An 11,662-nucleotide genomic window follows, 5' to 3' on the forward strand; every position below is an offset into this window, starting at 1 on the left:
CAGGGATTGGGCCATTGGGCCATTGGGCCATTGGGCCATTGGGCCACAGCCTAGCCGAGATCGAAGCGATCCGCATTCATGACCTTGGTCCAAGCGGCGACGAAGTCGCGAACGAACTTCTCCTGATTATCATCCTGCGCGTAGACCTCGGCATAGGCACGCAGGATCGCGTTGGAGCCGAACACCAGATCGACCCGGGTTGCCGTCCACTTGACCTCGTCGGTCTGGCGATCGCGAACCTCGTACAGATTCCCGCCCACCGGCTCCCAGCGATACGCCATGTCGGTCAGATTGACGAAGAAGTCGTTGCTCAGCACGCCCTCGCGCTCGGTGAAGACGCCGTGCTTGGTACCGCCATGGTTGGTGCCCAAGACGCGCAGACCGCCGACCAGCGCCGTCATCTCGGGGGCGGTGATCCGCATCAACTGGGTGCGGTCGAGCATCAGTTCTTCGGCGGTGACTGCATAGTCCTTCTTCAGCCAGTTCCGATAGCCGTCGTGGATCGGCTCCAGCGGCTCGAACGACTCGGCATCGGTCATCGCGTCGGTAGCATCGCCACGGCCGGGTGCAAAAGGCACGCTGATCTCGACGCCCGCCGCCTTGGCCGCCTGCTCGATACCCACATTGCCAGCGAGCACGATGACATCGGCAACGCTGGCGCCGCTCTCGGCCGCAATGCCTTCGAGCACAGCCAGCACCTTGGCTAGCCGCTCGGGCTCGTTGCCCTCCCAGTCCTTCTGCGGGGCCAGACGGATGCGCGCCCCATTGGCGCCGCCACGCATGTCGGAGCCGCGGAAGGTGCGCGCGCTGTCCCAGGCAGTCGCGACCAGCTCGCTGATGCTCAGGCCGCTGGCTGTTATCTTGGCTGCGATCTTGGCCTTCACCGCATCGATGTCATAGTCAGTGCTGCCAGCGGGCACCGGGTCCTGCCAGATGAGATCTTCCTGTGGCACATCGGGGCCGATGTAGCGCGCCTTCGGACCCATGTCGCGATGGGTGAGCTTGAACCAGGCACGGGCGAAGACCTCGGAGAGATGGTCCGGGTCGTTGTAGAACCGCTCCGAGATCTCGCGATAGACCGGGTCCATCTTCATCGCCATGTCGGCATCGGTCATGATCGGGTTGTAGCGGATCGAGGGGTCTTCGACATCGACCGGCTTGTCCTCTTCCTTGATCTCGACCGGCTCCCACTGCCAGGCGCCGGCCGGGCTCTTCTTGAGCTCCCACTCATGGTCGAGCAGCATCTTGAAGTAGCCGTTATCCCAGCGCGTGGGGCGGCTGGTCCAGGCGCCTTCGATGCCGCTGCTCATGGTGTCGCGACCGATGCCGCGCTGGGTCTTGTTGATCCAGCCGAGACCTTGATCCTCCAGCTCCGCGCCTTCCGGATCGGGGCCGAGTAGCGCCGCGTCGCCGTTGCCGTGACACTTGCCGACGGTGTGGCCACCCGCGGTGAGGGCGACGGTCTCCTCGTCGTTCATCGCCATGCGCGCGAAGGTCTCGCGCACGTCGACGGCGGTCTTGAGCGGATCGGGGTTGCCATCGACGCCTTCGGGGTTGACATAGATGAGCCCCATCATCACCGCGGCGAGTGGGTTCTCCAAGTCACGCTCGCCCGAATAACGACTGCCCTCGCTGTCGCTCGGCGCCAGCCACTCTTTCTCGGAGCCCCAGTAGGTGTCCTTCTCCGGATGCCAGATGTCCTCGCGGCCGAAGCCGAAGCCGAAGGTCTTCAGGCCCATGGATTCATAGGCGACGGTGCCGGCGAGGACGATCAAATCGGCCCAGCTGATCTGGTTGCCGTATTTTTTCTTGATCGGCCAGAGCAGCCGACGGGCCTTGTCCAGATTGACGTTGTCCGGCCAACTGTTGAGCGGCGCGAAGCGCTGATTGCCGGTGCCGGCCCCGCCGCGGCCATCGGCGATGCGATAGGAGCCGGCGGCGTGCCAGGCCATGCGGATCATCAGACCGCCATAATGGCCCCAGTCTGCTGGCCACCAGTCTTGGCTGTCGGTCATCAGGGCGTGCAGATCTTGCTTGAGCGCGTCGACATCGAGCTGCTTGAGCGCCTCGCGATAATCGAAGGCGTCACCCATCGGATCGGTCTTGCGATCGTGCTGATGCAGGATGTCGAGGTTCAGCGCCTTCGGCCACCAGTCCATGACCGTGGTCCCAGCAGCGGTGTTCGCGCCGTGCATGACTGGACATTGGCCGGCGGTGCTCATTGGGGTATTTGCCATCTTTGCCTCTGCTTGTGGTGTCAACGAACTCGGTTTGGCGGCCAGGTGCCTGCCTGTCGGGTGCCTGCTTGGGCAGATTTTTAGGCTACGCACGAGCAGCATCGGTGGCTAATCGGTTTGCCGCATGCCCCTGATCGACATCACCGATTGCACCAGCTCGCCTGATAGAGCGAGACTCGGTTACCCGCTTCCAAGGGTGTTAGCATCGACAAAGTGTTGTTATGCCGATCGATCGATTCATCGTGCTCCTGTTGCTGGCGGTGGCCATCGGCATGTTCGCCATCAACAAGCGTAATGAGCTCGACCTGGGTGGTGACGATCTTCGTGCCGAGCGTGCTGTGCATGGCGAACCGCAGCGGCATTGCGCCGGCGCAACTGATGATGCCGATGGCCTACGCGGCCTTGATCAGCGGCATGATGACGCTGGTCGCCACCTCGCCCAACCTGGTCATCAACTACGAGTTGGTGCGCACCGGCACGGACGGCTTCGACTTCTTCAGTTTCACCCCGTTCGGGGGAGTGCTGCTCGGGCTATTCATCGTCAACACCGCCAACGCAGTGCTGTTGATCCCGCTTGCGCTCGCCGTCGCCGAGGAGTTGCAGGCCTCGCCCTACCCGTTCGCGATGATCGTCGCGCTGGCCGCATCGGCCGCCTTCATGAACCCGATTTCACCGATCAACACGCTCGTCACCACCGCCGGCAACTATCGCATCAGCGATTTCATCCGCATCGGCCTGCCGCTGACGCTGATCATCATGGCCGTCAGCGTCGCCATGGTGCCCTGGCTGTTGCCGCTCTATCCTACCCGCTGACACCCATACTGAATCCTCAGGGTGGCTTGGATTTCCTATCCTTTCTACGCGTCATGCGCTTCGGCTACTTGTCATCCGGTGCCACATCGAAACCTGGCGATGATTTGGACTCAGACCGCGCCTTGTGCTAACCAGCCCAACATCAACATCCCCACCGCTACGACCCAGCTGCCGGCGACTCTGACGGTTATCCGGGCCCAGAATGCATGCAGCGGGACCACGGCTGCCGAGGCGAGCAGGACCAGCATGAAGGCCGTCAGCACTATCCCGAGCAAGCTCCCTACACCCGCATCCATGGTGGCCAGGGTGGAGCCGTTCAGTAGGCCAAGCAGCGTACCGTAGACGCCAGCCAGGGCGGCGATGATGACCGGCGGCAGCCGGACATCGAACGCAACCAGCACACCCAGCAGCATGAATGCGAGTGTGCTCAACCAGGCCAGGTTCGGTATGACCGGCAGCGTCAGGCCGATCAGGCCCGCCAGCAGCAAGGCCGTCGGCAGGGCGGTCACCGCCGCTCTGGCCGCTGTGGTGCCGCGCAGGCCAGCGAGCAGCGCTAGGGCGAGGAGACCCAGTAGATCGCCGGGGGACAGCAGTAGGTGCAAGGCTCCGTCGTAGAAGGGGCCGAGCCCGGAGTTGACCAGGTGAGCCTGTGCCGCCCCGGGCAGTGCCGCCAGCCCGGCGGCCAACCACGGGAGCAGGCCCAGGCGCTTCATGTCGCCGCGCCCCACAGGAAATAGAGCCCCGCCGCCATGACCAGGGCGCCGGCGCCCCGCAGTATCTGCGCCCCCGGTTCCCAGCGCTGGATGAGCCCGCTGGTGATGCCGACGCCGTGCAGCAGGCCGGTGGCGATGACGAAGCCAAGGCTATAGAGCATCGCGTTCTGGCCGGCCTGAAGCTCGGTGCCGTGGGCATGGCCGTGGAAGACGGCGAAGCAGGCGACCACGATCACCGCGACGGCCAGGGGCAACCGTACCCGCCCGAGCACCAGGGCGCCGAGCACCACGGCCGACAGCGCGATGCCGATCTCCACGCCGGGCAGGGGGATGCCGATCAGTCCCAGCATGCCGCCGAAGGCCATCAACATCGGAAAGGCCACCGGCAGGACCCACAACGCCGGCATGCCGAGCTGGGCGCCCCACAGGCCCACGGCAATCATGGCGACGACGTGGTCGAGCCCGGAGACGGGGTGGGACAGGCCACTCAGGAAGCCGCCGGCCTGTCCGGATTCCACGTGGGCCCAGGCGGCCAGCGGCCAAAGGGCGACCAGTACGAGCAGGGATGCGAGGATCGCTTTACGGCCGCATCGCTTGGCAGGGTTCATTTGCTCCTCCTCAGAACATCATCGCGGTGCGCTGGATGGTCCAGTAGGCACCGAGGGAGCCAATCGCGTACGCCGGCCCCAATTCGGCCCAGCGGGGCCAGCGGAATTCCAGCGTCCGCATCGCTCGGTAAGACAACAGGATCAGGGCCACGAAGGCGAGCTGCCCCAGTTCGACACCGACGTTGAACATGGCCAGCGTGAGCGGGATCTCGGCGCGTGGCATTCCAACCACGGACAGGCCACTGGCGAAACCGAAACCATGCAGCAGCCCGAAGCAGAACGCGACCACCCAGGGATGGCGGATGGTCAAGCTGGTGTGCCCCCGCCACACCCGCACCATCTCTGGGCCGAGGAACAGGATCGACAGGGCGATGGCCGCGTTGAGTGGCGGCCCCGGCACACTGGCGTAACCGAGGGTGGCGAGCCCCAGGGTGATGCTGTGGGCGACGGTGAAGGCGGTGATGGTCTTCACCAGCATGCGATTCCCGCGCACGATGACCAGCAGCCCGAGCACGAACAGCAGGTGGTCGATGCCGAGCAGGATGTGATGGAAACCCAGCACCAGGTATTCCCCAGCCGTGACATGCCACGGCCGCTCACCGCGCAGCACCGCCTCCGGCTTGCTAGGGCGCACCACCTGGGACGCCTCGCTGCCATCCAGCCGGGCGAGGCGCACGAACACGTCCGTGATGGTCTGCTCCAGCCCAGGGAAGCCGATGACGCTGCCGTTGAGGGTGCCCGGTGGCACCGTCACGACCTGCCGGCGCAGGTCCGCGCTCGCCAACCGCTGCACGCTGGGCTCGCCCACGGGCCGCCAATCCGCCGGCAGCGCCAGACGCGCCGGATGCGACTTGCCGTAGTAGATCGGTGCCCGCCAGACGATCTCCCAACGCTCGGTGGTAAGCTGGCGGATCTCGAGCAGGCCGGGCTGGGACTCGTGCGCGCTGCCCGGGACCGACCAGAACCCGGCCATCAACAGCAGCAGCACGGCAAGTTTGCGCAGCGCCCTGTTCACTGACCGGCCTGTACCTGCGCGGCTTGTTGTGCAGCGGCGGTGTCAGGCGCTGGGGCTGCCGAGTCCTGCTGCATCACGATCTCGTAGCGCTCGCGCAGGCGCTGGTAGGCCTGCTCTTTGGTCTCGTGGCGGCGTTGGTCGCGCCACTCGACCAGTACCCTGTCGCGGATCTCCGCCAGCGCCGGCTGCCTCTCAGGCTCGCACTGCGTGACCAGAACCAGGTGGATTCCGTAGGGAGAGCGAACCGGGCCATCCCAGCCACCCGGTTCGAGCACAACCAATGCCTCGGCAAAATCCTCCCCGAAATGCCGGGCAATCTCGTCCGGGCTGGCCGCCGCCAGGCCGGGGATGAGCATCGAAACATCACCGCGCGCGTTAGGGTCGCCCCCGTCACGCAGCGTCTCGAGCAGGCGCCGCGCCTCGGCCGTCGGGTCAGGATGGCGCTCCGGGTTCAGGTAGACCTGCCGGAAGCTCAGCCGGGCCGGTTTGGCGAAACGCTCCGCGTGTGACTCGAGAAAATCCGCCAACTCCGTATCGGCCGGCTCGGCCTCCGCCGACAGATCATCGAGCAGCACTTCCAGCTTGAGCGCCAGGCGATTGCGCACATAGGGATCGTCCTGGCCGAGCCCCATGGCCAACGCCTCCCGGTAGTAGATCTCTCTGCGCACGTAGCGCTCGATCAGCCCGTCGAGCTCGCTCGGCGTGGGCGGCCGCAGCCAGGTGCGCGAGAACTGGGCGGCGAGCTGCTCGACCTGGCCGGGCGTCACGACGATCCGTCGCTCGCCCGCCTGGTCGGTCTCGCCCGTGAGATTAAACACCAGGAACAGCGCCGCACCCAGCACCAGAAAATGGACCAGTGGCTCACGCAACAGTCTCTGCATAAACCTGTTCACCCTGATCCTCATCCTTACCTGGCGGGAATCAAGATCGATCAGCCTTTGACCGGCGTGTACCAGATCGGCGAGGTGTAGGCGCGCTCCTGGTGTGTGGTCTCGGCTTCCTCGGGGATCTCCACGCCGAAGCGGAAGGCGTCGTAGACAACCCAGCGCGGTGTCGGGATCTCCAGGACACGGGCGTAGTAGAAGGCAGACTGGTCGGGGTCGAAGTCCGGGTCGGTCCAGACGGTACCCAGCTCCGACGCGCCGATGGTGTTGGTCCAGTTGGCGTTCTCCACGTCCACCGTGTTGCCCACCGGCGGCAATGCGCCATTTGCGTCTGGCTCACGGCCCGCGGACCAGGCGACGTCGTAGACCTTTTCGTGCGTCTCTCCGTCCTTGTCCAGCCAGCCCTTGACGATCTGGACACGGTCCAGGTTGGCGCCGATCGGGTCGCGCAGCGCGTAGACCATGAAGGTCGGTGCCGATTTGCCTTGCTCGGGTCTTAGGTCACCGCCCATCGGCACACCCTTCTCGTAGCCGCGGAAGGCCGGCTGGCGGCTGTTGAGGTCATCGGCCGTGTAGTCCCAGCCGCCGAAGAAGCGGACCATCATGCGGGGACCGGTGGTGGCATAGACCTCCTTGCGCTCCATGGCGTCGAAGATCGCGGCGCGGGTGTTCTCCTCGGCCCAGACCGCGGCGTAGCCCGAGGCCACCAGCATGTCGCCACGGAACTCACCCTTCTCAGTCTTGGCGAAGGCGTGGCCCATGCGCTCCGGCTTCGGCTCGGCATTAGTGGCCTTGCCGAAGAAGTTCTCCTCCTCGACCGCGGCCAGCGCGGTGTGACTGTCGGTGGAGCCGACCAGGCCGAACTTGTAGGGGTTGGCGCCGTGGCGCTGCTCCAGCAGCAGCCCGTTTTTCAGGGCCTCGCGGGCGTATTCGTACTGCAGCATGTCCTGCGTCTTGGCCTCGGTCAGGTCAAGGTTGCCGACATCCCAGGTCTCGTAGTCGGCGAAGGCATCATCCGGCGAGAGGAAGGGGTGCGCCTCGCCGTCGCCCTTGATTTGCGTGATCTCGTACATCGGCTCCCACTTGGCCCGCAAGCGAACATACTCGGCATCGATCGCCTTACCGGTGTACTGGGCATCCACCGGGAACATGATGCCGTTGGAGAGGTTGCCGTTGTGCGCCAGCGCCAACGCGGTGCCGCCGGTGGTCTTCTCGTAGTTCTCGAGCCAGGCATAGAGGTCCAGCGGATCGGTGGAGCCGACCGGCGCCTGGGTCGTGTAGGGAACGACACGCCCAGCCTTGTTCGCCCCGTCGCGGAAGATCACATTGCGGTGCAGGTTGGCGCCATTGACTAGCGAGGTCCACTCGAAGCCGATCAGGGTCGTGAAACGGCCGGGGTCGTTGAAGCGCTCGGCCGCGTCGACGACGTCCTCCCAGATCGACTTGTAGGTCTTACCGCCGGGCGAGTACTCGGCCATCATCTCCGGGTCGATCTCCCCCTGGGAGAAGGTCGTGATGAGATCAAGGGCCGCGGTCGCCGAGGCTTCGCCCCCTTTCTGTAGCCCCTCGTACCAGCCCTTGGCCTGGTCGAAGGCGATGAGGCCGGGCTTGCCGGACGCGAGGTCGTTGAAGAGTCCCATGCCGTCGGAGTGATCGGCGATCACCAGCCAGTCCAGCGGCCGCGAAAGCTTGGCCGGCTGGCCGCTGGAGGCCATGACCTCCTCGCCGCGGGCGAAGCGGTAGGCGTCGTCCAGCCCGAGGCGGGCACCGAACAGGCCCGCGTCCATCGACAAGCCGGTGTGCAGGTGGGTGTCGCCCCAGAACACGCGGCTCGGGAAGCTGCGCTGGGCATAGGGGGAATAGGCCTTGCCGGGGTAGAGATCCGACAGCGACTCCTCGGCAGGCGTGAACTGCGCCAGGGCCACCTCAGGCAGCAGCAAGGGCGCCGCGGCGAGCAGCACAGCAGCGGCAATCTTCTCGATTCGGTTGTCACTGGTCATCTTGGTTCTCCTCTGGATTCCGGTTGTTGTTCTTTGCCTTGGCCGTTCTCATCGATACATTCGGGTGGGGCGAAGCGTCGACCTGCCGGCCAAGCGTCCAGCGCCCGCGACCTAACCTCAGCATCCCTGCTGCCGATGCCTCGGCTACTTGCTGAGCTGGCGCCCGAGCGCGGGAATCCAGAGGAAGCCCGGACCGATGCCGAAAGACTCGGACTTGAAGTCGCCGAGGGTCGCGCCGGAACCGATGTCGCCCGTCAACTGGTTTTAGTAGTTCGCTCGGTGGTACGGAGCGCTCGGATCTCTACCTCTGATCTAAATTAGGGTCGCTCGGCAAGGGTCCGAAGAACATCTGCTTGGCCTTGTCCTTACCGACCAGGCGGACCAATTCATGCAGGGTGCAGTACATCAGAATCAGCAGGAACAGGAGGATCTGAACGGCCCAGAAATGTGGCCAGACGATCTCGGCGAGCAGTTTCTCGTTGCCGGCGACCACACCGCCGGCCTGTCGAGCGAAGTCGACAAGCCGCTCCGCATAGTGCACCACCGCGGCAACCAACTGATACAGGAGTGTCTTCCAGACCACGTTGTAGATCAGCGGTTTTTCGGGGTAACGATTGATGATGGGCAGCAAGTCGGCGATCAGCACCGCCTTGCCGAGGATGAGGGCCGCAAGGGCAACCGATACCGATGTCGTGGCCGGGATGCCGGTCCCCTCGAGCATCAAGACGCGGATCACGACCACCAGATGCAGGGCGACGAAGAAATAGAGCGTCGGCGGCAGGATCGCCAGAAACTCCTTTTTAAGCTTGGTGAAAACGCTGTTCATGGTGTCCGCGGTTCCTGCCGGGCAGGATGCCCGACGCTGTTCAGGTCTCCCGATCCGCAAGAGCGGCTCGGGCTGGGTGGATCGACCTGGGTCAATCGTCCAGGCGCGTCCGGACATCTCAACCCGGACATCTCAACGCACGCCAACCCGATTGACGGGACCACCGAGATTGACCCCGACGCCGCCGCTGTAACCCACGCCGACCTGCCCTGCGCCGGCCCCCGGCAGCACGCCGACGCCGGACGCCGGTCCTCCTACCCCGCCGGCTCCGACCCCAGGGGTCACCGCCCGCACCGTCGTGCGTCGCGCCACGCCGGCATAACTGATCGGGGTCGCCGGCCGCCCGACAACGGCCTCGGCGCTGGCGATCCAACCGCCTGGGGACGAGGGCGCGAGCGCGCCATTGGCCAGCCAGCCGGCGGTTGCCAGGCTCAACATCATCAGCGATCGACCTGGATTGAATCTCATGGCGTCTCTCCGGCGGGCGCCCCGGGAGGCAGTTCGTCGAGTCCGGTCAACGCGTCCGGCTCCAGTCGGGTCGCGCCATCGGGCACCTTGAAGACGAAGGCATCGGCCGCCGGGGCGGCCTCGGTGCTCCAATCCTTGACCTGGAGCGTGTATTGAGGCGCGCTGTTGACGGTCTTGCTGGTGATCACGAGTTTCCTCGGGATGGGCCGTTCGCCCAACTCCACCCAGAGCTGCCAGTCGGTGTCGGCATTGCGGAAGGCCAGATGTTCGCACTCCACGCCGTCGATCACGCCGCGCCCGATGTGCTTGGACTCCAACACCCCGGCGACCAGCGCCTCGTAGGCGTTCGACAGGAGCAGATCGGCGCCGGGCAAGGCAATGCCGTGCCCCATCCGCAGTGCCTCGATCAAGGCATCCAGGTTGTCCGGTCCCTCGAATTGGGCGTAGGCGTCCAGATTCCGGCCCAGAATGCTGACTGTCTTGCCATCGAACACTAGCTCAACATCCGCGTAACCGCCGACCCGGTGAGCGCGCAGTTTGTCCGGACGCTGGAGCCGCAGATCGCCCGAGTTGGTGAACTGAATCTTTTCGAGCCGAGGGGTGATGATCTCGATCGAACTGTCGAACGTCAGCGACAGAGTCTGCTGCTGGCTGACGTAGTCGAGCGAGGTCTTGAGGATGGCCTTGGCGTCATCGGCTTGGGCCTGGGCCTGGGCCTGTGCCAGCGGCAGTCCGGAAAGGAGTGCGGCCAAACCGGCGGCATAGAGGCTAGGGTGGAGTGTCATTGGGCATCGACCTCGTCGTCAGGGTTGCGGAGCAGTGGGGGCGGGAAAAACAGCAGCGCTCGAACGCCGTGCCTTCGCAATCAGCGGGTCGCTGACACGGACATGCCGAATTACTCGACCCGCACCACGACATAGCGCCCGCCGGTCGCCTGGTAGTAAGTAACGCCGCATTGATGCAGCGCCACGCCGTCGATGACGACCGTGCGACAGCCCGCGGGCAGTGTGGCCGCGTAGACCGAGGTGGCATAGATGGCGCGCCGCGTGGAGCGACGGGCCACGCCTGCGACACTGACCGGCGTGATGGGACGCCCGATGACCGCTTCGGCGTCGCGGATCACCCAACCGTCCGGAGCCCCGGCGGCTAGCAGCAGCAGGGTCGTCGCCACGCCCAGACCAAGGCCCAGCGGGCGAAGTTGCGTTCTCGTTTTCATCATCGATGCCTCTTGCGGAATGCTGGTGAGCGAGTCGGTGAGGGTTTAGAAACGGAAGGTCGCCCCCAGTCCCGCGCCACTGAAGCCAAGGTCCAGATCGACCTTGGCGCTGTCATCGAAGGCATAGTCGAGATGACGATAGGCGAGGACGATATCCCCCCAGTCGAACCGATAGCCGACGCCGAACAGTGCCTGCCAGGTGAGGCTCGAATCTCCGGTGCCAACATCAACGTAGTAGGGCAGGATCCAGTCGCCACCAGGCCGGAACTCGCCACGCAGGCCAATAATCCCGTCCCACTGCTGAGGATTGCGCGACAGATGGGCGGTCGGCAGCTCGGGCGGCAGCGGGCCATCAAGGGTCAGGTCCAGCGCCACGTCCAAGGCCAGGTAGCGAAAGCCAAGGACGGCGTCCGCCGAGACCTGGGGCGCATCCAGCACGCGGTACTGACCGGCCAGTGTCCAGATGGTGCTTTTGAGTTCCAGCGCGGCATCGAGTTGGACACCCGGTCCACCCGGAACCAGGGCATTCAGCGACTGGCGGTCGTTTCCACTGAGGTCCAGATAGATCAGATCCGTGAAGGCGCCCCAGTCGCCCTTGCGCATCTCGAAACCGCCCAGGAAGACGAAGTCGAGGGCATTGAGGATGTCATCGGCGCTGACGTCCAGATCCCGACCGCTACCCGCCGGCGTGCGGGCGCCATTCTTGAAGGTGACATCCCCCGTGACGCCGGGAAACCAGCCGTAGAGATTGACGCCGAACTGCCAGTCGTCCGCGCGGGCCGCTGTCGACCCCGCCGCCAGGACCATCGCCGCGAGCAGGACGGTGCGACAGTTGTGTGGAAATGCAGTGAAGGAATCCATCGCGGACCCTCTGGCTGTGCA

General features: G+C 65.1%; 12 protein-coding genes. 1 reads left to right on the forward strand and 11 read right to left on the reverse strand.

Annotation, left to right across the window (positions count from 1 at the left end; translation table 11 throughout):
* Nucleotides 1-50 precede the first annotated feature (50 nt).
* Complete coding sequence (gene katG / locus CKO42_RS10710; RefSeq protein WP_200243471.1) at nucleotides 51-2,237, reverse strand: catalase/peroxidase HPI; 2,187 nt, start codon at nucleotides 2,235-2,237, stop codon at nucleotides 51-53.
* 294 nt (nucleotides 2,238-2,531) lie between these two features.
* Between katG and CKO42_RS27280 the strand changes: the two genes are divergently transcribed.
* Complete coding sequence (locus CKO42_RS27280; RefSeq protein WP_242479295.1) at nucleotides 2,532-3,050, forward strand: SLC13 family permease; 519 nt, start codon at nucleotides 2,532-2,534, stop codon at nucleotides 3,048-3,050.
* A gap of 110 nt (nucleotides 3,051-3,160) precedes the next feature.
* On the opposite strand, the gene CKO42_RS10720 is transcribed toward CKO42_RS27280, so the two are convergent.
* The 10 genes from CKO42_RS10720 to CKO42_RS10765 all read right to left on the reverse strand — a co-directional run bounded on the left by CKO42_RS10720 (nucleotide 3,161) and on the right by CKO42_RS10765 (nucleotide 11,641).
* On the reverse strand, nucleotides 3,161-3,763 hold the full coding sequence (locus CKO42_RS10720) for a HupE/UreJ family protein (RefSeq protein WP_200243472.1): 603 nt from the start codon (nucleotides 3,761-3,763) through the stop codon (nucleotides 3,161-3,163).
* Complete coding sequence (locus CKO42_RS10725; RefSeq protein WP_200243473.1) at nucleotides 3,760-4,371, reverse strand: HupE/UreJ family protein; 612 nt, start codon at nucleotides 4,369-4,371, stop codon at nucleotides 3,760-3,762. The genes CKO42_RS10720 and CKO42_RS10725 overlap by 4 nt, the downstream gene beginning before the upstream one ends.
* 10 nt (nucleotides 4,372-4,381) lie before the next feature.
* Nucleotides 4,382-5,386 (reverse strand): HupE/UreJ family protein, encoded by a 1,005-nt coding sequence (locus CKO42_RS10730; protein WP_200243474.1) that lies wholly within the window; start codon nucleotides 5,384-5,386, stop codon nucleotides 4,382-4,384.
* Complete coding sequence (locus CKO42_RS10735) at nucleotides 5,383-6,267, reverse strand: peptidyl-prolyl cis-trans isomerase (RefSeq protein ID WP_207148712.1); 885 nt, start codon at nucleotides 6,265-6,267, stop codon at nucleotides 5,383-5,385. Before CKO42_RS10735 ends, CKO42_RS10730 begins: the two co-directional genes overlap by 4 nt.
* 50 nt (nucleotides 6,268-6,317) lie before the next feature.
* Complete coding sequence (locus tag CKO42_RS10740) at nucleotides 6,318-8,270, reverse strand: DUF3604 domain-containing protein (protein ID WP_200243478.1); 1,953 nt, start codon at nucleotides 8,268-8,270, stop codon at nucleotides 6,318-6,320.
* A 301-nt stretch (nucleotides 8,271-8,571) separates the two neighbouring features.
* Nucleotides 8,572-9,096, reverse strand: a complete 525-nt coding sequence (locus CKO42_RS10745; RefSeq protein WP_200243480.1) for a hypothetical protein — start codon at nucleotides 9,094-9,096, stop codon at nucleotides 8,572-8,574.
* Nucleotides 9,097-9,228: 132 nt separating this feature from the next.
* Nucleotides 9,229-9,564, reverse strand: coding sequence for a hypothetical protein (locus tag CKO42_RS10750; RefSeq protein ID WP_200243482.1), 336 nt, complete (start codon nucleotides 9,562-9,564; stop codon nucleotides 9,229-9,231).
* Nucleotides 9,561-10,349, reverse strand: a complete 789-nt coding sequence (locus CKO42_RS10755) for a DUF2092 domain-containing protein (RefSeq protein ID WP_200243484.1) — start codon at nucleotides 10,347-10,349, stop codon at nucleotides 9,561-9,563. The genes CKO42_RS10750 and CKO42_RS10755 overlap by 4 nt, the downstream gene beginning before the upstream one ends.
* 110 nt (nucleotides 10,350-10,459) lie before the next feature.
* On the reverse strand, nucleotides 10,460-10,780 hold the full coding sequence (locus tag CKO42_RS10760; protein ID WP_200243486.1) for a hypothetical protein: 321 nt from the start codon (nucleotides 10,778-10,780) through the stop codon (nucleotides 10,460-10,462).
* 45 nt (nucleotides 10,781-10,825) lie between these two features.
* The gene (locus tag CKO42_RS10765) at nucleotides 10,826-11,641 is read right to left on the reverse strand and encodes a porin family protein (protein WP_200243487.1); all 816 of its coding nucleotides are present in this window, start codon (nucleotides 11,639-11,641) and stop codon (nucleotides 10,826-10,828) included.
* Nucleotides 11,642-11,662: the final 21 nt, after the last annotated feature.

The sequence above is a fragment of the Lamprobacter modestohalophilus genome, from assembly GCF_016583905.1.
Classification (GTDB): Bacteria; Pseudomonadota; Gammaproteobacteria; order Chromatiales; family Chromatiaceae; genus Lamprobacter; species Lamprobacter modestohalophilus.

What these genes read in the sequence shown, in the direction of transcription:
- CKO42_RS10765 (WP_200243487.1), bottom strand. Translation starts at nt 11,641, where the DNA reads ATGGATTCCTTCACTGCATTTCCACACAACTGTCGCACCGTCCTGCTC.
- CKO42_RS10750 (WP_200243482.1), bottom strand. Translation starts at nt 9,564, where the DNA reads ATGAGATTCAATCCAGGTCGATCGCTGATGATGTTGAGCCTGGCAACC.
- katG (WP_200243471.1), bottom strand. Translation starts at nt 2,237, where the DNA reads ATGGCAAATACCCCAATGAGCACCGCCGGCCAATGTCCAGTCATGCAC.
- CKO42_RS10755 (WP_200243484.1), bottom strand. Translation starts at nt 10,349, where the DNA reads ATGACACTCCACCCTAGCCTCTATGCCGCCGGTTTGGCCGCACTCCTT.
- CKO42_RS27280 (WP_242479295.1), top strand. Translation starts at nt 2,532, where the DNA reads ATGAGCTCGACCTGGGTGGTGACGATCTTCGTGCCGAGCGTGCTGTGC.
- CKO42_RS10720 (WP_200243472.1), bottom strand. Translation starts at nt 3,763, where the DNA reads ATGAAGCGCCTGGGCCTGCTCCCGTGGTTGGCCGCCGGGCTGGCGGCA.
- CKO42_RS10725 (WP_200243473.1), bottom strand. Translation starts at nt 4,371, where the DNA reads ATGAACCCTGCCAAGCGATGCGGCCGTAAAGCGATCCTCGCATCCCTG.
- CKO42_RS10735 (WP_207148712.1), bottom strand. Translation starts at nt 6,267, where the DNA reads ATGCAGAGACTGTTGCGTGAGCCACTGGTCCATTTTCTGGTGCTGGGT.
- CKO42_RS10760 (WP_200243486.1), bottom strand. Translation starts at nt 10,780, where the DNA reads ATGAAAACGAGAACGCAACTTCGCCCGCTGGGCCTTGGTCTGGGCGTG.
- CKO42_RS10745 (WP_200243480.1), bottom strand. Translation starts at nt 9,096, where the DNA reads ATGAACAGCGTTTTCACCAAGCTTAAAAAGGAGTTTCTGGCGATCCTG.
- CKO42_RS10740 (WP_200243478.1), bottom strand. Translation starts at nt 8,270, where the DNA reads ATGACCAGTGACAACCGAATCGAGAAGATTGCCGCTGCTGTGCTGCTC.